The 19,053-nt window shown below is 40.9% G+C and carries 23 protein-coding genes; all 23 read right to left on the bottom strand.

The window, feature by feature from the left end; translation table 11 throughout:
• Positions 1-4 precede the first annotated feature (4 nt).
• Positions 5-1,906, bottom strand: a complete 1,902-nt coding sequence (locus tag QSJ46_RS14165; protein ID WP_285604886.1) for a phage tail protein — start codon at positions 1,904-1,906, stop codon at positions 5-7.
• An 8-nt stretch (positions 1,907-1,914) separates the two neighbouring features.
• Positions 1,915-2,742 carry a phage tail domain-containing protein gene (locus tag QSJ46_RS14160; protein WP_285604885.1) on the bottom strand — a complete coding sequence of 276 codons (828 nt, stop codon included), beginning with the start codon at positions 2,740-2,742 and terminating at the stop codon, positions 1,915-1,917.
• Positions 2,739-6,401, bottom strand: coding sequence for a phage tail tape measure protein (locus QSJ46_RS14155; protein ID WP_285604884.1), 3,663 nt, complete (start codon positions 6,399-6,401; stop codon positions 2,739-2,741). Before QSJ46_RS14155 ends, QSJ46_RS14160 begins: the two co-directional genes overlap by 4 nt.
• A 36-nt stretch (positions 6,402-6,437) precedes the next feature.
• Positions 6,438-6,623 (bottom strand): hypothetical protein, encoded by a 186-nt coding sequence (locus tag QSJ46_RS14150; RefSeq protein WP_254806144.1) that lies wholly within the window; start codon positions 6,621-6,623, stop codon positions 6,438-6,440.
• Positions 6,624-6,628: 5 nt separating this feature from the next.
• Positions 6,629-6,952, bottom strand: coding sequence for a phage tail assembly chaperone G (gene gpG, locus QSJ46_RS14145; protein WP_285604883.1), 324 nt, complete (start codon positions 6,950-6,952; stop codon positions 6,629-6,631).
• Positions 6,953-7,026: 74 nt separating this feature from the next.
• Complete coding sequence (locus tag QSJ46_RS14140; RefSeq protein WP_285604882.1) at positions 7,027-7,635, bottom strand: major tail protein; 609 nt, start codon at positions 7,633-7,635, stop codon at positions 7,027-7,029.
• Positions 7,636-7,649: 14 nt separating this feature from the next.
• Complete coding sequence (locus QSJ46_RS14135; RefSeq protein WP_285604933.1) at positions 7,650-8,042, bottom strand: hypothetical protein; 393 nt, start codon at positions 8,040-8,042, stop codon at positions 7,650-7,652.
• Positions 8,042-8,425 (bottom strand): HK97-gp10 family putative phage morphogenesis protein, encoded by a 384-nt coding sequence (locus QSJ46_RS14130; protein ID WP_285604881.1) that lies wholly within the window; start codon positions 8,423-8,425, stop codon positions 8,042-8,044. Before QSJ46_RS14130 ends, QSJ46_RS14135 begins: the two co-directional genes overlap by 1 nt.
• Positions 8,425-8,757 carry a phage head closure protein gene (locus tag QSJ46_RS14125; RefSeq protein ID WP_285604880.1) on the bottom strand — a complete coding sequence of 111 codons (333 nt, stop codon included), beginning with the start codon at positions 8,755-8,757 and terminating at the stop codon, positions 8,425-8,427. The genes QSJ46_RS14130 and QSJ46_RS14125 overlap by 1 nt, the downstream gene beginning before the upstream one ends.
• Entirely contained in the window at positions 8,739-9,041 is a 303-nt protein-coding gene (locus QSJ46_RS14120; protein WP_073206596.1) for a head-tail connector protein, read from the bottom strand. The genes QSJ46_RS14125 and QSJ46_RS14120 overlap by 19 nt, the downstream gene beginning before the upstream one ends.
• A gap of 12 nt (positions 9,042-9,053) precedes the next feature.
• A complete protein-coding gene (locus QSJ46_RS14115) occupies positions 9,054-10,214 on the bottom strand; it encodes a phage major capsid protein (RefSeq protein ID WP_285604879.1) in 1,161 nt (386 codons plus the stop codon).
• A gap of 52 nt (positions 10,215-10,266) precedes the next feature.
• A complete protein-coding gene (locus QSJ46_RS14110) occupies positions 10,267-10,857 on the bottom strand; it encodes an HK97 family phage prohead protease (protein ID WP_285604878.1) in 591 nt (196 codons plus the stop codon).
• Positions 10,835-12,070, bottom strand: coding sequence for a phage portal protein (locus tag QSJ46_RS14105; protein WP_285604877.1), 1,236 nt, complete (start codon positions 12,068-12,070; stop codon positions 10,835-10,837). Before QSJ46_RS14105 ends, QSJ46_RS14110 begins: the two co-directional genes overlap by 23 nt.
• Before the next feature lie 6 nt (positions 12,071-12,076).
• Positions 12,077-12,277, bottom strand: a complete 201-nt coding sequence (locus tag QSJ46_RS14100) for a hypothetical protein (RefSeq protein ID WP_172881279.1) — start codon at positions 12,275-12,277, stop codon at positions 12,077-12,079.
• A gap of 14 nt (positions 12,278-12,291) precedes the next feature.
• Positions 12,292-14,001, bottom strand: a complete 1,710-nt coding sequence (locus QSJ46_RS14095; protein WP_285604876.1) for a terminase large subunit — start codon at positions 13,999-14,001, stop codon at positions 12,292-12,294.
• On the bottom strand, positions 13,994-14,488 hold the full coding sequence (locus tag QSJ46_RS14090; protein ID WP_285604875.1) for a phage terminase small subunit P27 family: 495 nt from the start codon (positions 14,486-14,488) through the stop codon (positions 13,994-13,996). Before QSJ46_RS14090 ends, QSJ46_RS14095 begins: the two co-directional genes overlap by 8 nt.
• Before the next feature lie 262 nt (positions 14,489-14,750).
• The gene (locus QSJ46_RS14085) at positions 14,751-14,888 is read right to left on the bottom strand and encodes a hypothetical protein (RefSeq protein ID WP_285604874.1); all 138 of its coding nucleotides are present in this window, start codon (positions 14,886-14,888) and stop codon (positions 14,751-14,753) included.
• 546 nt (positions 14,889-15,434) lie between these two features.
• Positions 15,435-15,779: a structural protein gene (locus QSJ46_RS14080; RefSeq protein WP_282900679.1), complete on the bottom strand. Its 345-nt coding sequence runs from the start codon at positions 15,777-15,779 to the stop codon at positions 15,435-15,437.
• A gap of 174 nt (positions 15,780-15,953) precedes the next feature.
• Positions 15,954-16,388 (bottom strand): ArpU family phage packaging/lysis transcriptional regulator, encoded by a 435-nt coding sequence (locus QSJ46_RS14075; protein WP_285604873.1) that lies wholly within the window; start codon positions 16,386-16,388, stop codon positions 15,954-15,956.
• 270 nt (positions 16,389-16,658) lie between these two features.
• On the bottom strand, positions 16,659-16,850 hold the full coding sequence (locus tag QSJ46_RS14070) for an XtrA/YqaO family protein (protein ID WP_285604872.1): 192 nt from the start codon (positions 16,848-16,850) through the stop codon (positions 16,659-16,661).
• Between the two features lie 91 nt (positions 16,851-16,941).
• The gene (locus tag QSJ46_RS14065) at positions 16,942-17,457 is read right to left on the bottom strand and encodes a putative metallopeptidase (protein WP_113387290.1); all 516 of its coding nucleotides are present in this window, start codon (positions 17,455-17,457) and stop codon (positions 16,942-16,944) included.
• Between the two features lie 572 nt (positions 17,458-18,029).
• Complete coding sequence (locus QSJ46_RS14060) at positions 18,030-18,569, bottom strand: ERCC4 domain-containing protein (protein ID WP_285604871.1); 540 nt, start codon at positions 18,567-18,569, stop codon at positions 18,030-18,032.
• Complete coding sequence (locus tag QSJ46_RS14055; RefSeq protein WP_285604870.1) at positions 18,566-19,003, bottom strand: hypothetical protein; 438 nt, start codon at positions 19,001-19,003, stop codon at positions 18,566-18,568. Before QSJ46_RS14055 ends, QSJ46_RS14060 begins: the two co-directional genes overlap by 4 nt.
• Between the last annotated feature and the right edge of the window lie 50 nt (positions 19,004-19,053).

The following is a 19,053-nucleotide window of genomic DNA, read 5'->3' as shown; positions in this document are numbered from 1 at the left end:
ATCGTCAGCTATCTAAGTAAAATGAAATATTAATTTGTGCGCCATTTGGTATATCGGTAGCCGTTGGGCTGATCCTTTGACCGTCTTTAGCGAGCATAATATTCATGCCGCTTGGGTTGGTCGTATCAACGGTTACGCCTGCCGTGATTCCCTTTAGACTTAAATCAAAATCAACGCCCGCCCTGGGGCTTTTCGATTTTATGTCGATACCTATATCTATATCAATAGTGTTCCCTACCTCGTCAATTTCCGCACCGTCAACGCTGCTATCATCAATTGACCAGGTTTTCGTAACGCTTGAATATGACAAGCTCAAATCCTGGGAAACCTTTGTATTGATATTATTCAATTGGCTTTGCGTGGTGCTTGCTATGCTCTTTTGAGCCTCAAGCATCTCGGCAATTTCTTTCTTGATTAAATCCCGCTGCTTCTTCATTGCGACGGTCTGCTCTAGTTGATAGTCAATAATGTCTTTACGATAATTCGTCAGCGTGACAGATGGCTTCATGTCCAAATTGAGAGGGTTATATTTGATTTCCTGTACCCTTACCTCTCCTTCAAACAGGATGCCATATGCTGTATCTGCAATGACTGGAACAATAGCGCCTTTACAAATGTTGTCCTCAATCGCTTCGAGCTTCGGATCATGCACTTTTTCAAAATCCAATTCGATAGTTAATTTTGGATAAGGGTCAACTTTCTCTTTTAGAAGTTCTTCCATGTCTTCTTTTTTTGAAATGGAATCCTCGTAAATTGTTTCCGCTACTCTCGGGCGACCATCTACAAGAAAAAGTTTTTCGTCAGGGTGAATGTATGTCACAGGTGGGAACATGTACTTTTCATCATTTTTAAAGGTCCGATAAAGTCCAATGAAATTCCCGTTAGGCACGCTCACCCGGAAACCCGTTTTCATTTTTTTCGTGTTCGGGTTTTTGCTGTCTTTTCCTTTGAATGTAGCAACGACCGTATGCTCTTTATCCTCAAGACCTCGGATCACGTCAACCGTTTCAACCACATGACTTTCTTTGCCTGTGTCTTTGTACGTGCTGAATGTTTTGTTTGTCTTTTTATCTATGTTGAACGTGATTTTCCCGCCTAATTTTTCTTTGATCAGCTTCACGCTGAAGCCTGTCCCTTTAAACGTAAAAGAGAACGTTTGACCAACGTCCTCCGCATACATGGCGTTTAAATCACTGTTTGTTTTCCATTTCGCCGATTTACTATCATAGCTTTTTGTTTCCTCGCTCGCTGTGTCCTTTTCTTCTTTTACCTTGCCATAACCCTTTATCCGGGTGAAAGATTCGGACAAGCTGCTTTTGACACTGATCGTATTCATATTCGCCCTGGTATCTAATTTGTAATTGATCCGCTTTTTGATCTCTTTATACACGTAAATATGATCGTTGTTTACATCAAGTTCCACGACAAAAGCCGATATAAGGTCGTTCATCAGCTCTAACGACTTTTTCTTGCCGAATCCTTCTAGTTTGGCTTTCAAGCCTTTCGCATCCGGCATGACGGTAAAGGAAAGTCCGCTTCCTTTTAAAGCATGTTTAAGCGCTGTGTCTATATCTATTTCTCCGCTGATTTCTTCGTCAACCTGGTTATATGTCAGACGAACAATATACATATGGTCAGCCGTCACATTACGGAATGACACCCCGTTTTCTGTTTTCTTTTCATCTTCTACAATGATATACCGCTGCGCTTTGTGCTCGATCTCATCTATAAGCAAAATGTTGTCATTTACAAGCATATCGAAAGCAAGTTCAGTCTCGGGTATTTGCAAACATTGAAATGACAATTGCTTTGTGCCGTCTAATTTATCCGAGACTTCGGGTTCTACGTGTTCCAAAGGTACTTTATTTGTTGGATCGTGCTTTGACTGTACAAATAATTGATTCATCATTTCACCTACTTATAGTAAAAGCGCAAGACAAACCGCATATCAATACTGGATGCGCCTTCGATCTCAAATGGATTAAAGCCAGGGCGCAAGCTCGGAAAGCGCCCAGACGTGTCCGCCATTTTCCCATCAATCATGACATATTGTCTTGTAATAATGATTTTTTGCTTTTTGGAAACCGATCCCCTTATCGTTAACGCCTCTTTCGTGGCATCATTACGAATATTTACGTCCTTTCCTGTTAAATACATGGTGACGCTATAATCAAAGTCAATCGGATCAATTGTCACATCAGAAGCGTTATAGACTTTGAACGTCTTGGACGTGAAACGGTATTTCAGATCGTCTTGACTCGGTAAATTCATGCCAAGATAAAAATACTCTCCGTTCAAATTCAAGGGCTTTTCAGTATTAAAGACGGTTTCTCCAAGCCCAAGCCCTGCGGTAAATCCCACATCAACTTCTTTATAATTTTTCCCGTCATCTTTTTCGATTTCGATTTCATCATCACACGTCACCAGGTAGCGTATGCCAGGAGAAAAAGAACAACTAATGTAATAGGGTTCTTCTCTTACTAGCTCCCTTGTGAGCGCCGCCCTGTATCTATTAAACTGATCGGTGCTTTTTGCTTTAATATAAAATCGTGCTTTGATTTTTCTTTCTTTGAAACGGACTTTTTTCGACGTTTGTTTTAATCCTGGTCTATTTGCCACAACCGCCGTTTGACGTTCAATTGAAGCTGACACAGGCGTGAATTTTACGCAACGTAAAAAGGGAAGGCGCTCACTGATCAATTGAAGTCCTTCCCCGTAATCCGTATAAAATTCATAGCTCAAGTCGCAAACCCTCCCCTACGCTGCCTATTTTTGAGTAAATCCATATTGTACTTGTTTAGTCCCTCAACATTTATCGTGGTGTCTTTCATGGCGATCTGTGTCAACAAGCCGATCATTTGATCAAACTTGTTTTCTAGTTGTTTAATAGCCTCGCTACTATCATTTTGAACAATCACATTTGTTGAACCTTGTCCCTGCTGCTCGGGCTGATAGCCCACCATTCGATTAGCTTGAGCAAGAACCTGCATAGCCCGGTTTCTGCGGAATTGTCTTAAAGGTAAAATCATTTCCCCTTTATGGACCTCTGCCATATGATTTCGGGTAATGATACCGCCTTTATCATAGCCAATGTACTTGCCGCCTTTTCTCATGTTGACCAAGCCCGGGTGCTTGTTGATTCCGCCATACCGACTATTCAAATAGTTGATAGCCGCAAGAACCTGGTGAACAGGGTTTTTGATATTTCCGTAACCTGGTTCTTTGTTTGCTGCAAAGGTAGACGGAATGAATTGCATAAGCCCCTGGGACGGATGCCCCGCTTTTGCGTTGCTGTCCCAATTATTTACGACTGTAGGGTTTCCGCCCGACTCTTTCATAGCAATCGTTTCAAGCGCTTTTGAAAAAGATGGGGAAATGCCCTTAATTGCAATTGCTTGAGCCACCCATTTTTTGACCGCTGCGCTGCCTCCCTCACCAGGAACAAAACCAAAGTCTTTTATCTTGTTTTTAATAAAGGAAACCGCTTTGTCCTTGATAAAAGAAAAGCTGCCTTTGACGATCTGACCAAAGCCGCCTGCCATGCTCGGGGTCGTGATCCCCATCTTTTGAAGCAATGTATTCAGCAGCTTGCTAGGCTTTGTAATGAAGTCAGACACATCAAGAACCAGGTCTTTTACTTTGCCGAAAAGATTAGAAATGAAGTTGCCGCCCTTGCCTGTACCATCTTTATAAAATGGCACGCCATCAAACAAAGCTTTAGTTTTAGGTCCTGATAATACTTCCGTGCCTTTTGGCAGGTTCATCATTGTTTCAGTTGAAGGAGACAGCCCCATTTGACCGCCAGGCGTGATAAACAGTTCTTGCATTCCTCCGTCGCCTAGAATGGCGGGTCCCCCTGGGTGTCCACCTGTCCCTTTTGCGTATTTTGGCGGTGTCCATTCCGGTATTTGATTTTCTTTTGGTACACCGACTTTTCCAAGAACCCAGTTAACACCACCGATAACACCATTCACAACAAAGGAAAGTTTATCATTCATTTTATTTGCTAATGCCTTGACGCCTTTAAGCGCCTCCCATGCCATGTTTTTAATTCCATTACCGATTTTACCCGGCAATTTTTTGGCTGCGTCTACAATGTCCCAAAAACGTTTGACCATGCCGTCTTTCATGCTTGTCGCAATAGAAACGGCTTTGTCTTTTAGCCAAGTGACCATTTTCCCGGTGTTTGCAGCTCCATTTTTAAAGAAACCGACAATGCTAGACCACATTTTCGGGAAGATGCCTAAAAGCCCTTTTCCGAGTGATTTCGCAATCCCGAGAATCTTACCGAAAAAGGAAAGTTGAACAAAATTCCATATCGCTTTAATCGAGCCGAAAAACACGTCTTTGATGCCTTGCCACATCTTGCCGAAGTCTCCAGTCAGCAAGCCCGAGAAAAATTTTATGACGCCTTGTATCACTTGCATTGCGCCCATGACAACGCCTTTAATGTTGCCCCAAACGCTTTTGATAATAGCGATAATGGCAGGCATGACAAATTGGACAACGGACCATATATTTTGTAAGGCTTGTGTAATCACACCGCCGTTTTCTTTCCAAAATGTTCCCCACACTGCGGCAAGCTGTCCGATAAATGACAAGATGCCGCCCAGGGCTTGTTTTACAATCGGGGCCATTGTGACAAATACATTCATCAAAATGCCGCCAATCGCTTGAAAGGTCGGCTGCATACTTTGAAATGAGCTTTTTATACTATCAATCACGCCTTTTACTGTATCTGTAGTGCTAACAATCATATCAACCACGCCAGGCGGGAAAAGCTGCGATAATATGCCGTAACCTTCTAAGCGTTCAGCGCTTCCCTCGCCTTGCAATATGCCCCAAATGCCCGCCATTGCCTGTTTTACTGTATTGCCAGCGCTGGACATTTGTTTCATGATCGGGTCAGCAATATTAAAGGCTTTTTCAAGCATTGTAGCCGCCGCGCCTCCTAACGGCTCTAGCGCTGACAGTGCTTGACGCCCGATCTTTTTAAAGCGTGTGCCTAGATTGTCTTGCAATGCTGCCCCTGCTTCGTCAGCTTTTCCCTTTACGTCACCGATTTTTCCATCAATGCCGCCCAGGGCATACATGGCGTCAGCCTCTAGGTCCTCCCATTTTGTCCCGAAAAGAGCCACGCCGATATTGTTAGCGTCCACCTGGTCTTTCATGCCTTTCAACTCTTTTAAAACGGTGTTTGATACATCCTTGACAGTCCCTTTACCTTTCAAAAAGTCTTGCCATACCTTTTGTGTCGGTTTCGACATACTCGCCATTGCTTCATTAGTTGATTTTGAACCGTCTTTGACTCGAATTTGAAACTCTTTCATGACGTCGTTGACGTAATCCAAGTTATAAACGCCTGCTTTTGTTCCATTGACGAGTAATTGAAAATATTCCTGCGCTGAATAACCCATTTTTCCGAATAACGTTGAATACTCGGACAGGTTATCGAACATCTCATTGGAAAAATTCAATCCGTTTTGCGCTCCATACGTCATTAAATCGAACGCATCACTCACAGACACGCCAAAACCTTTCATAAGATTGTTGCCCGCTCTCGCAACTTCATTTACTTCTGAATCAAAAGCATCAGCAAGTACCAGGGCTTTTTTGGTTACGTCTGTAAGGTCCTTGTCTGCAATGCCTCGGATATTTTGTTTAATTTGAAACAGACCATTTCTTGCATCATCCAAATTTTCTCCGAAGCCCTGTGACCACACGTCTTTTGCTATGCCTGTGAGCCTTTTGGCTTCATCACCTGTCAAGCCTAGCTGCGCTCTTAAACGCCCTTGTGATGCTTGTATATCAGCCGTCATTTTTGCGCCAAGCGTGCCAACGGCTGCCGTTAATGCTCCAATGGCTGCCGTACCCGCCACCGCTGCCGTAGCAAATCCGCCCTTTAAAATGCTTGAGAGTTTGGAAACCTCTTTACCCGCTGCCGTTACATCATTAGATACATTTTGATGACTGGTTGCTAAATCGTCGGCGCTGTTTGCTGCTTCTGATTCGGCATGCTCAAGCCGCTCCACTTGGCTTTGTGCAAGCCTTAAAGCATTTTGCATATTGCGGTAACTTGTTATTTGAGAGTTTAAGCGTTGTGCGTATTTCTGCGCCTGGGTTGATCCCTCGCCGTATTGCTCCACTTGTTTTTCATATGCTTGTCTATAGGAATCTACAATTCTTTCTTGAATCTTCAATTGATCCGACAAGCCCGACACCTTACTTTTGCTTTCGCCGAGCTTGTCATCTAATGCTTTAAATTCGGCTGCGGTTGCTTTGGTTGCTGATTGTGCCGTTTTAAGCTGCTGCCTCAAGGCTGTGACACCTTTGTCAAACCCTGTGCTATCTAACGTCGTATTAACGACTAGTGAGCCTATCGGACGCCCTTCCGTTGCCATATGGTTTACCTCCTTTCCTCAAAAATAAAAGCAGGCTTAAAAGCCTACTGGTTTTAAAATCTGATCTATTGGAACGCTGCCCGTGCTTTGTCCTTTTCGATTCGCAAGACGTAAAAATCCGTTCAAGTCCATGTTATCTATTTCATGATACTTGTACCCTTCTTTCATCAAATCTTCGTATATATCATCTAATGAATCTAGGTAATCTTGCCACGTTTCCAAATGCTCTATTTCTGTGCTTTCACCGCTTTCTTTTTCAAGCCGTCGTTTCCCTTTTTTTGTCCTGTCACTTGCATCATTACATCAGCAATAGTTGGAAATGTCTGATCAGACGGAACGTTGTCCAAAAAGTCATCATAAGTAAATTGCTTCCCAAATACATCCACAACATAAGTAATCATTTCATCAAGCATTGTAGTACCTTCAATTTCCTCTTGTTCTGCTTGTGCTTGCAATTCAAGTGCACGTCTTAACTGACGTGCCGACGGCATATCCTTTGTGTACGTTTTTTCTTCTTTTGTTATTGAGTCAATCATTGTAATTTTTAACATTTTAAACACCTCGTATATTTTTTAATGAATCCAGTTTAACCAGGTAAAATAAATTACCTGGCTATCTGAAAACACTATTCTTTTGTTGTGGTGCTTGACGGTGCTTTTGCTGTTCCGTTGTCACCATCAGTGCTAGGGGCGATCCCTTTAAAGACAAAATCATAAAAGCCTTGTTCAGTAAATCCCTTGCTTGCGCTGTGCGCCATGATATACGTCCAACCATCAAATTTCCGGGGCATGAATTGTCCCTCAATTGTCGGCGTAATAAATTCGACTTTATCCTCTTTTGTTTTACCTTCTGTGGATGGAATACCGAATTTGCCTCGCAAAAGTCCCACATACCAAAAACCACCTTTTGTCTTTTGCCGGAACGTGATAGCAACGAAAGGCGGATCAGTATCTTTTCCATATGCCTCAAGCCAGCCGCCAACTAATTCAGCGCCTAGCAATTTATTTTTCATTTCTGTTGTAAGGTCAGCCACATTTATTTCTAGCTTTGCTTCGCCAACTCCCGAGCCTTCTTGATCAAATACCCCATCATCCCCGTAAAGAACGGCAATTTCCGAGCTTGGTTCTAGCTTGGACTCGATTGCCCCAGGTACATTTATTACTTCGGTTGCTTCTTTGGCGGCGTCATCCTCAAAAACGCCGACTCTAATATCTCTCAATCCTGTTGTAGCCATTTATTTCATCCTCTCTATTTAAAAGTGATTTCTATTTCTTTGTTTGCTCTGTACCGCCTAGCATAGCGATACAAATTTATATCCGGGTCTTTATCAAATGCGGAAGCGTATTGCTGATAGTCAGCCGAAGCCATCAAACGATCAATAATCGGTTGTATTTCTTGCGCTTCCTTGATTGTCCCGGTCCATAAATCTATTTGTATATCAACGCTTATGCCTGTCGCTTGATCATCCTCATACGCATTACGATAGCTTTCAAGCTCATTAATGCGGATCATTGGGGCTTGATCTACCTTTTGATCTAACTCCGGCACGTCCACAAGATAGATTTTTTCATCCGGGACGTAGCTTGTCAGATCGGACGATCCTGTCAAAATCATTTCGACTTCTTGTATTGGCAGCATCATCATAGCCCGAGCAACCCCCTATAAACACTTTGCATTTTTGATAAAACGAGTTGTTCATATTCATTGATCGTGCGCTCGATAAAACTTTGCGGGCGCTGCTTGATCGTTCCGAAGTTAGTAAAATGCAGCCTATAAGCCGTTTCCTTACCATAGCCAACGGTTGAATATATTTCCCCGTCCTCTCTTGGTTTAGAATAGAAAACATCTGATTTTAAATGCTTCTTATTGCCGCTATCGCTATCAAATGGCGTGTTCTTTTCCAACCCGTCCGCTATCATCTGGGCTCCTTCAAGAACGGCAGCTTTTTCCGCTTTTACATTTTGACGAGCCATCTTTTCAATAGCTTTAAATGTTTCTTCTAAACCGCTTGCTTCAAGCGCCATCAACTCACCTTCTTTACAAAGACATTGATCAAGTCTTTGTCCTGCTCGTTTGGCAGAATATCAATGACTTGATAAAGCTCGTTGGTCAAGTGGTCCTGTACGTGCATAGCGTTGGAAATGGTTGATACTTGTTGATAGCGAATAACATAGGTCAAACTATCTTCTAAAACCGTTCCGGCTGTTGATAGCTTTTCTCTTAATTTTTGATCACGCCGTTCCGCCCAGGTGGTGAAAAGTCTTTCTATCTTCGTAGTGTTCTCCCTGGATATAGGGTCTTTTTTATTTTCCTTTTTAACGAAAGATATCGGCGTATTTAATCGTCCATAGTCCATGAAGGATACTCCCCTTTAAATTGTTGAATGTACGACATAACGCCGAACGGCACTTCTTGCAAATTCTTGTTTGATACCGCTGATCGGTTTTCATACCTGTGACCGCAAAGCATCATGACCGCATCATCAAAACAAGGATTATCAATAAAAAAAGCGTCCCTCTCTTTCGATAAGGTGACGCTATCTTTTATAAATTTTTCTGCCGCTGCTTTTATGGTTTCTAGCATTTTGTCATCCAGGTCATGAGTGATCCTTAAAGCGTGTTTTAATTCTTCAAGGGTCATATTTCTTCACTCCTATTCTGTAGCGCCTGTTTCAACTGGCGGCTTGATCGTAACGAAGAACCCGGCTTTTTCATCAGCTTGTTTAACATCAAAACGGGTCGCAATTGATAGCACTTGTCCATAAACAGAGTTTTCAACCCATTTTGCAGTAACATCCACTCTATCAGCAAAAAAGATGGCTGCTTTTAAGTCACCAATAAACATCATCATGTCACCAGCTTTTGAGCCTAAAACCTCATCATCCATTACAGTAATTGAGTTGCCGAACAATGTTTTTCCAGAAGGTGAAGCAATGCTTTGTTGTAAAATGTACTGTCCGTTTTTATCTTTTAATGTGTCAAGATGTTGGAAAGCAGAAGCAGTCGCAACAATATTACGTTTGTACGCCTGTTTCAAATCAACATTTAAAATTTGCTTAATACCATCCGTGTCAGCAACAGTTTTCTTTGTAAATGTTTTAATAACCGCTGCTACGGCTCTGTTAGTTGTGATTAGCTTAGTTTGTTGCAAGAATTCAGCAACTAAAGACGTTAAATCTACGCCAGCATCATCAATTGATTCTTGAGAAATTGGAAGCTCTCCACGATACGTTTCAACGTCATAACGTACCTTTTTGAATTCGGGTTTACCAAGCTCCGGGTTTTTCTCAAGTTCCGCTACAGATACAAGTCCAACCTTTGCGTTTGCAATAACCGGGTATGTTCCACTAGCTGTTTTTACCGCCTTTTTATTAACCATTGAAGCCAAATCAACCACATCTTCGGGTTCACGCTGCGGCGTTGTTAAAATTTCAACTGGAATAATCGGCTCTGCATCAATAGTTTTTAGCCCATCACGAGTTTGACCATACGAACGGATATAGTCGTTTACTTTGCTACGAATTTCTTCGATTTCGTTTGGAAGATTCACTTTTGGGCCTCGTGGATTAAACGATCTTTCTTCTCCTTCTGTCACTTCTACTTGTTCGATCCCTGCTAGTTCTTCTAGCTCTTTTAATTTTTCTGTCATTGTCTCAATCTCTGCTTTTAAAGAAGTGATTTCATCTTTAATCGTTTTTGCTTCTTCAAGGTTATCTTCTTCAGCCCGCTTCTGCGCTTCTTTGATTTTTGTATTGATAGCCGTTTGTCTCTTTGTGATCTCTGAACGTAATTCCTGGATTTTCTCTTTTAACATGTTCATGCTCCTTTTCCAAATAAAATAAGCACCCGCAATGTACGAGTGCTTTCTAAAGACTTAATTGAATTAGCTCAAGCTCTAACTTGATTTTCTCTTTTTCTAAATGGTTATTTTGATGCTGTTTTAAATGCCGCTGTGCGATTGATACGTCTGTATCTTCATAAGCCGGATAAGTGACGATTGAAACATCAGTAATACGTGAAATGTTGTTTAAGCTCCTCAACGGCAGCCCCGATTTTTCATCTCGTTTAAAGCTGTCGCCATTTTTGGCAAGGTGAAAGCCGAATGAACAATTTGAAACGTTGCCAAGTCTCAAGTTTTCGTATAGATCATTAGCGTATTGCGTGTTAGGTAAAGACAATTCAAACCGCAAGCCAATGTCATCCACAGATAATTTCAATGTTCCGGCTTTGGTTCTTCCTAGAATCTTTGACGGATCGTGGTCAATAAGCGCCCTTACATCTGACATATCAGCATTTTGCAGCGCTCGTTTTTCAATGGTTTCGATAAAGCCGCCCAGGTTGTGGCTGCGTGTACCAAATTTCAATGCATAGCCTGTAATCATCCTGCCTTTATCGGTTTCTTCTGTGGCTTTTAGCGAACCTTCCTGAATGGCTCTAATCTCCTTCTCCAATATCATCACCCCCTTTATCGACCGTAGGAATCGGAAGCCCCTTCGCCTTCGCTTTTTGGATTTCGTCCATAATGTCAACATCCACATAGTTCAAACTCATAAAGCGCCTATCTCCATTTTCAATAGGCGCAATCCCGTATTCTGCTAATGCGTCGTTTTGCGAATAAATGCCATTTTGAAGTAATGCAATGACATTTTCCCGCTTTGTTTTAGCGTCTGTTTCCTTAAATCGTCTTGCATCAAATTGAAAACGTTTGGTCCTGCTTTCCGGGTAAAAAAGCATTTTGAAATTTAATTCTGCTGTAATGGCAGCAAAGTAATTTGAAAGCGTATTTGTCAAATAATCCAGGTTCGCTTGTTCTAGTGAAGTGTTAACTTGTTCAATGCCAAGTTTATGAGGCGGCAGCCCGAACACTTTCGCAATCTGCTTTGTTGAATGAGTGTAATTATTGACAATCTCAAGAACCTTCGTACTGATTTCAAGCTGCTTAAATTCTTCGTTTTCGCTCAAGACCGCTATTCTTTGTTGATTCCTAGCGCCGGAATTAACCTTCTCAAATTCTTTGCGTAGGTTTTCCCTTGCTTCGGGTGATGGTATGCCTTTTTTCAGATTTACTATGCCGCTTAAATTAGTGCCACGTCTAAAAAAGTCCGTGACAAGCCTTTTACCCGCCTCCTGGCTTTCCAGTTCGTGCTTGAGACAGGATAAGAGGCTCTTTCCGTTTACCCCATCCAGTGAGGAAAACTTGATATGCAGCACGTCAGACGGTTTCAAAATAGTTTCTTTTCCGTCAGAAGGATAATAACGATAAACAATATCGTTTCGTCCCTTTACCTGGTCAACCGAGACTTCGCTATTTAACATGTGTATAAGCTCCCAGGGTGTGCCGTCTTTATCCCGTTTGATATAAGCAAACGATTGACCGTTAAAAAGCGCATTAGCGACAAGAATATATTTGAATGAGTACCCCGAGTAATATTCGTTTGGGCGCTCGTTGATAAGCTGAAACAGGTCACTATCCTTTTCTTCTATTCCGTTGTTTCTGATCATGATGGGACTTGCTGCTATGTCTGAAGCCAACACATGAACCGCTGTGAACACATCACTATTTTTAATAGCTGTTGCTGGCACATAACTTAAACCATCTAAGCCCACCAAAATTTCATTAAATTCCCTTTGTCCTGCGCTTTGTTGATTGATTGATCTAAAGAACGCCAATTTCCTCTACCCCCTTTCTGTTTCATGGTTGAGAAGAATGGCAACAAAGACTAGCAAAACACCACTAGCCGCAATCCCCAAAATCATTCCAACCATATAAACGGCGGTATTGATAAGGATTAGCCCCAACAAAAACAAAAGAGTATGAAGGTTCAATGATAAGAACCGCCATACTCCCTTGATGAAACGATTAAATTGTTTTGGCACTGTTTCTCCTCCTTCTATATACCAAAATCTTCACTTTGGTAATATGCGTCCCAATCTGTTTCGTTTTGCTCGTAATGGTACATTGCTTCATAGTGAGCCGTGATCATTGCTGCAATTGGGTCAATTTTCTCCCGATTTTTATCTTTATCAAGCCTAATTAAATCATTAAACTCTTTAACTATTGCATTGTTTACAGCAATTGTTAGTAAAGGATTGTTAGAGTGAATGATACGCTTATCATAAACACAAAGCCGGAAATCCTTTGCAGGCGGGGAAAGTCGTTTAGCTCCTTGCCCTACTTCTATTAATGGATATTCTTCCAGCTCATTCAACATCAATGAAATAGCATGAGGATCATAAAGGATGCCTTTAACCTTAAGCTTTTGTGACTTAATTCTATGCTTAATGTAGTCGATGACCTGTTGCTGATTAATTATCCCGGTTTCTTTATTAGTAATAGTGCAGTAACCCCGATCAGCCATCTCCCTATAGTCGATTTTGTCCCGGATTATTTTTTGATCCAGACCGCCTTTTGTCGCAACAAATGAATGACTGTCAACGTAATACCTTCTTGCCTCGTCATCAAGTGGGTATATCCATGAGACAGCAGTTAAATCGTCTGACCTCGACATGTCCAGCCCTATATAAACTTCTCGGCCGACAAGGTCCGGCGTCTCTTCCACGGCGCAGGCGTTCCAATCATCAATAGAGATAAAACTTTCTTCACTCACTTGCCGCCACACATTAAAGTTCTTCACGTATAAAGCATTTAAGTTTCGCTGCTCTTTTGCTGCTTCCAAATCCAGCTTTAATGATTCCATGACGGTTTCGCCAATCTCTGGGTGCTCCAAGATAGGATTAGACTTTATCCATGTTTCTGGGAGCTCCGCCTCTTTTTCAACATCGTCCTGTTCATAAATGGCGATGAAATAATCATCCATATTGAGTTCTTTTCTTAAAACTTTTTTCAGCATTTGAACTTCTCTATACATTGGGACGTTTGGGTTTAATCCTGCTGTACTGATTATTGCAAGTAAGCTGTTTTTCAGTGCGATCTGACCTGATTTCAAAAGGTTGTACATTTTTAGGTCCTGGCTTTCGTGCCATTCGTCTATAATCGCGACTGTGGCCGCAAAACCGTCTCCCGTGGACGTATCAGAGGAAATGGGATAAGCTGTGCTGCCGGAAAATAAATCCTTAATTTCAGCATCTTTAATTTTCACTCTTTTTTTCATAGCTTTAGAGCTCTTTGCCAATGACCGGATTTGATCTTGCATATACTCAAAGCCAATTCGTGCCTGTTTTAAAGCGTTGGAGGCAAAAACAATTTTTCTGTTGCGTTTTGGTGTTTCGCAGAGGAAAAACTCATTCGTTCCCATTGTCGAGACTAAAAACGTTTTCCCATTACGCCGGGCTTTTGTTATCAGAGCTCTTTTGAATCGGCGGTTATCATTATCTTTTCTTTTCCAACCAAAGACGCTGCCAATAATCCATTTTTGATATGACAACAATTCTACCGGTTCACCAGTCTCCGGGTTTGGCAAAATTTCAGTAAAGTCAATTCTTGTGTTTGCCTCTTCCACATCAAAATAATAATTAAACGGAGCAAGTTTCGACCTTTCCAAATCCTCCATATGCCGTTTGCAAGCAAGGATGATATACTCACCCGCAACAATTTCGCCGCTTATAACGGCTTGAGCATATGCTGTTACATGATCAACCATTCTTACCACGGCTTTTCATGAATTTTGTGATCGGGTCCTCTTCGCCCTCATCCTCACCTAAACCGACAAGTCGAAGTCTTGAGTCTAGGGAAAGCCCTAACTGTCCCGCAATGCCTCGTATTTCCTTTGACATGCTATTCATAATATCAACGGAAGGATTTTTCTTTTTGACTGGAAAACCTTTGCTGTTTATTTCTACAACCGTCTGGCCGTTTTCGTTAATGTCATCCAAAGCCACCCTATATTGCGCATAGCTGTTACAGAATAAAGCAAAAAGCGTTCGGTCCAACTCTGAAATAGGCAGCTCACTGAGATAAGGGTGTATTCTTTCCCATTCATTTTTCGCCATTGTGGAAAGCCAGTAAGGTGGTTTCTCTTGCAATGGCGTAAACCCTTTTAATTTTTCTTCCTGATGCTGCCGCTTCTCCAATTCTTCTTTAGAAAATTGCCCTTTTAATGTGTCCGTCATTTGTTTTCGTCTCGCCAATAAAAACCACCACCTTTCAGCAAAATCCAACCTATTAATTTCAGGCAATCAAACAAATGAGTAAAATCGCTCTATCTCAACGCCTGTAAAGGATCAAGCCATTTTATGAATGAGTGAAAAAACGAAATAAACGTGAAAAATCAAAATTTCATTTCAACAATTTTTACGAAAAAGAGGGGACGCCGATTTCCAGGAATCAAAAAAGCCCACCCCGTTCATTGTCGGGGGGACTTAAATCAAAATAAATAAAATGAAAATGTCTTCACTTCTTAAATGTCACCTGGTTATGATGAAACTGACAAAGCACTTCAAGGTTGTTTAAATCAGTGCGCTCTATATCGTCATGAAATACCTCTCTAAGCTCTTTATGCTTATGATGGACCACTAACCTATTGGACATGTTTACACGTCCTTCTGCGGCACACACAGCGCATCTGTAATGACTCTCACGCTTCTTTGCTTCTCGAAGTGATTTCCATTCTCTGCTTTGATAGTATTTGTAGTGCACTTCGTTCTCCCTGTTGTATCTCACATCTTTGTTGTATTGCTTATCAGCATAGCCCTGGTGCTTTGTACAATAGCGTAAAGTCCAGTCTATATATTCCCGGCAGGTGGGAACGTTACAACGTTTTAACGGCATTTTTCTGCCCTATAAATGATTTCCCCTAACTTACCAATGGGCTTCAATCCGTAATGTATCCGCACTTCATTTAGTGTTAGTATTCCAAGATTAAGATTTCTTTTAAAGATTCTTTGATTCTCATAACTCGATTCAGATGACTTTGTAAAACTCAAACTTGTTGGTTTTGTAAATGACATCGCCACACTCTCCTTTTTATTTGATCTAAGCCGCCCCTGTTTGTTAGCCGCCATTGATTTTGTAAACAGACAGGGACGCTTTACAGCAAATAGAAAAACACCGCCATGAAAGACGGTGCTTCAATTATTACTTAATATAAAATTCGCTAGTGTAGAACGTACCAATCGTTTCAACGTGGTTGCCCTGCTTGTCATATCGTTCAGCATCCACCTTAAATCGGTATGTTCCTTTTTTGTTCCCGAATGATTCCTTGATACTGAATTCATCAAATAGCTTTTCACCTGGATTAAGCGGGTTCGGGGAATTGGTTTTAATCGTTTCCCATTTACCGTTAACCTTGCGCTGCGGAATAAGGTTTGGACCTGCGATATAGTCATTGTCATTCTTGACAGCCACGCCAACGACCTTATCCAAACCTATAAAATGATTCGCTTTTGTCGGATTAGCCGACACACCTTTTAATGATGCCATGTAATTCAACTCCTTTTAAATTTTAGAGAAAGAAAAAAACAACCTCCTTTGGAAGCCGTTTTATCAATCTATCGCATAATACAATATTACAACCTTTTTTCTGTCATGCTGCGCCAACATAACGCCAAAAATACGCCAGTTTTCCGCCAATAAAACGCCAAAATAAAAACACCTCTAAACGGGTGCTTTAAATACAACTTCATTGAGCGCATACGCCAAGTCTAGGAACGTCTTTCCTTTCAAGCGTGTATATGATCTTTCGCTCATGCCGATTTCATTATATACCTGGTAATCGAAAACAGGTTCTTGCTGCATGTAACGTTTTATAATGATCTGTCTTTCGTTATACGGAAGACGATTGACAGCCTTTTGCACTCTCTCAAGATATGCATTTCGTTTTTGTTCCCACTCAATACGTTTAATAGCTGTGCTTTCAGTGGTTGAATGAAAAGCATTCGTCTGAGCTGGCGGCACGATGCTAAATCCGGCCGTTATTTTAGGCAGCATATCATCGGGAACTTGAAGAAGATACAAACGATAATTGTCTAGTATACTTTCAACTCTTTTTCTAGTTTCTTTTTTATCTATTACAGGCGGCTCACCCAACATAAGAATACCTCCCCCTTTTATTTGCTTTTTAATGCCCCGCCACGGCTTCTTTTATATGTTGGGCGATAAATACCCATGAGTTCCTTTATCTCTTCATATGAAAGCTCCTGCGTGTGATTTTGGGTACATTTGTTCCTAGGAACATCAGTTCTTTTTTTAGACATAGATTCACACCTCATTTTCTTCTTTTCTGAATATAAAAAAGGGACACCAACCAAACAGCGCTATGCTGTCATGATCAGTGCCCCCCGGCTTTCCGGTAGAACGGTTTTATTCAAATAGTTCGCCTTCGTTAAAAAGCAATCGAGTCACTTTGTTATTATGAGTGACAATTTTCGTTTCACCATGCGGCGGTAATTGTGTATATTTCAATACGCCATCAGAAAAAACTAAAACGAAAGGCTCTTTTTTGTCTAAAGTCTCAATATCTATAATTTTACTTGGAATGTCTTGTAATCTCAAGTCTTTCATTGCCTCCTTAATTCATATTCATAACAGCCAAAACAGAAACCGATCCAAACACGATATAAAAGAGTAGTAGACGATTCCTCATTTACTTCACCCTTGTTATACGGTTTACATCATCAATATTCATTTGGTGATCAGCCTCCCGCACAACTGCGGCGAATGATTCAATACCCGTATCCCAAAGACCATGACGTTCAATGATTTCGGAAAATTCCTCAACATCGTGCTCTCGTATTCCCCAACTATCAGGATCATCGGCGGGCCCATACACAGTAATCCAATTCCTCGCATCTTTCGGGTCAGGTTCTTCCGTTTTAGTACGTGTGAAATGACAAAGTTCATGATCGACCAGGGCGGCACGCTGTTTCTTGTTCATTGCCTTCCAGGCTTCCTTATTTACAAATACGAAAAGCATATAATCGGTCATATGACGTTCAAAGGCCGTGCATTTTTTCGCTTTCCCCGCCCATTTGCTGCTTCCTTCTCGAATATAAAACCCAATATGCTCAATCGCATCTTTTAAATGTGGGTGGTGTTCATCAATTAAACTTTTAGCCAGCTGCCGCACCTCGTGTGATTCTTCAAAACCTACAAATGCCATTTTTATTTTCCCCTTTCAATCAATTGTTTTTTGAATATTCCGTCTAATCATTTTACGTTTTGTGGTTAAAGTCCTAAAAACAGGACAATAAGTTATACCCATCACCTTATACACAAATCAGAAATACGATGAACTGTAAATGATTTTCCAAGGAGATGTTTTAAAATGTATTCAATGTATCCAATGTATTATCATGTTCCGTCACCTTATACTCACAATGATTACGTACCGAATAATCAAAGGTCGGAACTAAGAAAATATCAACCAAGTATCGGAAAGATGATTTCAGCCCCAGCCGATACGCCTAACTTTTCTAAAGGTACAAGAATATTTATTCATGATGTACGGTTCGAATATGACAACACAATACGCGACTGGATGGAATACATCTATGTCGTATATCCAGTAGTAAGAGGTACTGGGGAATGTGCTGTAGAGAGTAGATGGTTCTCAATTTACACCCTAGAAAATACAGGATATGGCTCACGCTGATAAAAATACGTAAGTATATAGGAAACCAGACAGCAAAACTCATTTTGGATATAATAAACTTCTCTGCTGTCTGGTCTTTGCTATAGTAATCCACTTTTTAATAATTCTCGAGCCATGTAATGAAAGTGATGATAGATATAGTTTCCGGTCGCACTTGGATTAATAAAAACCGTTGAGAAATTGTAACGAACCTCAAATGTTTTCAAGCTACCAAGCAGCGATTTAGGTTCATATTTTGAACGATATTTTCCGTTGAGTATCTTTTGATACCCTTCCAGGTCTTCCACGAGAAGAGTGAAAGGGTTTTTTGATGCACGAATCAATTCATTTTCAAACCTGGAACGGTCCTTAATGGATTGAACAAGCTCATCAACTCCGTTTTTCCTTTCGATAGCAGCGTTTAAATACATATCTCTATTGATCCCGTATTCCTCATTTTTGGGAATCATTGCGGAATAGTCACCCGTCTTCATCCCTTTGAATTTGATTGATACGTTCTTTTTGCGAAGATAATCAAGAACATGTTGATTCTTCTGTTCTCTCGTATCCACAATAATGATCATGCTGCCTAAAATTTCTTTTAGCTCTGTATCTGAATAGTTGTAGTGAATAATAGTCATGATTTATCTCCCTTAAAATAAGACATGGCCCTTTCGTAAATTTCTAAAGATAGCTTGTCTGTTTTTTCACTTTCAAAATTTGAAACGGAAGTGTCAAGGTCTCTCCATCCGTTCTCCCAAAATAAAACGAGCAATTTCATCACCTTCATAACTGATTCATAATCATGATTGAACCAGTCATCTATTTTTCTATTTAAGTCTTGAGCAATGCCCATGTAATAATTAATGATTTTATCTATTGTTTGTTTCACATTATGTTCTTTATCCGAGTATTCGCCTTTCAAATAACGAATAATTCGTTTCTTGTAAGACTGGACAAATTCCACAAGTTCTTGATAGACGTTTTCGGGATTCTCAATATAAAGATCGTTACCATCGAGAACCAAACGAGCGCCCAACGTTTCTATGTCAGCACAAATTTGTTTCGGGTGCATTTTTCCCACCTCTTTTAAAAAAGGGTTAGTAAAGGGTTATCGAACTAAAA

It is taken from the genome of Bacillus sp. YKCMOAS1 (assembly GCF_030268125.1).
Lineage (GTDB): Bacteria > Bacillota > Bacilli > Bacillales > Bacillaceae > Bacillus > Bacillus safensis.
The sequence above is the reverse complement of the archived record's forward strand: the minus strand, read 5'-3'. Positions and strand labels throughout refer to the sequence as shown.

Bases quoted from the DNA above. Each gene is read 5' to 3' on its own strand.
- QSJ46_RS14165 (WP_285604886.1), bottom strand. From the start codon at position 1,906: ATGAATCAATTATTTGTACAGTCAAAGCACGATCCAACAAATAAAGTA.
- QSJ46_RS14155 (WP_285604884.1), bottom strand. From the start codon at position 6,401: ATGGCAACGGAAGGGCGTCCGATAGGCTCACTAGTCGTTAATACGACG.
- gpG (WP_285604883.1), bottom strand. From the start codon at position 6,952: ATGTTAAAAATTACAATGATTGACTCAATAACAAAAGAAGAAAAAACG.
- QSJ46_RS14140 (WP_285604882.1), bottom strand. From the start codon at position 7,635: ATGGCTACAACAGGATTGAGAGATATTAGAGTCGGCGTTTTTGAGGAT.
- QSJ46_RS14135 (WP_285604933.1), bottom strand. From the start codon at position 8,042: ATGATGCTGCCAATACAAGAAGTCGAAATGATTTTGACAGGATCGTCC.
- QSJ46_RS14130 (WP_285604881.1), bottom strand. From the start codon at position 8,425: ATGGCGCTTGAAGCAAGCGGTTTAGAAGAAACATTTAAAGCTATTGAA.
- QSJ46_RS14125 (WP_285604880.1), bottom strand. From the start codon at position 8,757: ATGGACTATGGACGATTAAATACGCCGATATCTTTCGTTAAAAAGGAA.
- QSJ46_RS14120 (WP_073206596.1), bottom strand. From the start codon at position 9,041: ATGACCCTTGAAGAATTAAAACACGCTTTAAGGATCACTCATGACCTG.
- QSJ46_RS14115 (WP_285604879.1), bottom strand. From the start codon at position 10,214: ATGTTAAAAGAGAAAATCCAGGAATTACGTTCAGAGATCACAAAGAGA.
- QSJ46_RS14110 (WP_285604878.1), bottom strand. From the start codon at position 10,857: ATGATATTGGAGAAGGAGATTAGAGCCATTCAGGAAGGTTCGCTAAAA.
- QSJ46_RS14095 (WP_285604876.1), bottom strand. From the start codon at position 14,001: ATGGTTGATCATGTAACAGCATATGCTCAAGCCGTTATAAGCGGCGAA.
- QSJ46_RS14085 (WP_285604874.1), bottom strand. From the start codon at position 14,888: ATGTCCAATAGGTTAGTGGTCCATCATAAGCATAAAGAGCTTAGAGAG.
- QSJ46_RS14080 (WP_282900679.1), bottom strand. From the start codon at position 15,779: ATGGCATCATTAAAAGGTGTGTCGGCTAATCCGACAAAAGCGAATCAT.
- QSJ46_RS14075 (WP_285604873.1), bottom strand. From the start codon at position 16,388: ATGTTGGGTGAGCCGCCTGTAATAGATAAAAAAGAAACTAGAAAAAGA.
- QSJ46_RS14065 (WP_113387290.1), bottom strand. From the start codon at position 17,457: ATGGCATTTGTAGGTTTTGAAGAATCACACGAGGTGCGGCAGCTGGCT.
- QSJ46_RS14060 (WP_285604871.1), bottom strand. From the start codon at position 18,569: ATGACTATTATTCACTACAACTATTCAGATACAGAGCTAAAAGAAATT.
- QSJ46_RS14055 (WP_285604870.1), bottom strand. From the start codon at position 19,003: ATGCACCCGAAACAAATTTGTGCTGACATAGAAACGTTGGGCGCTCGT.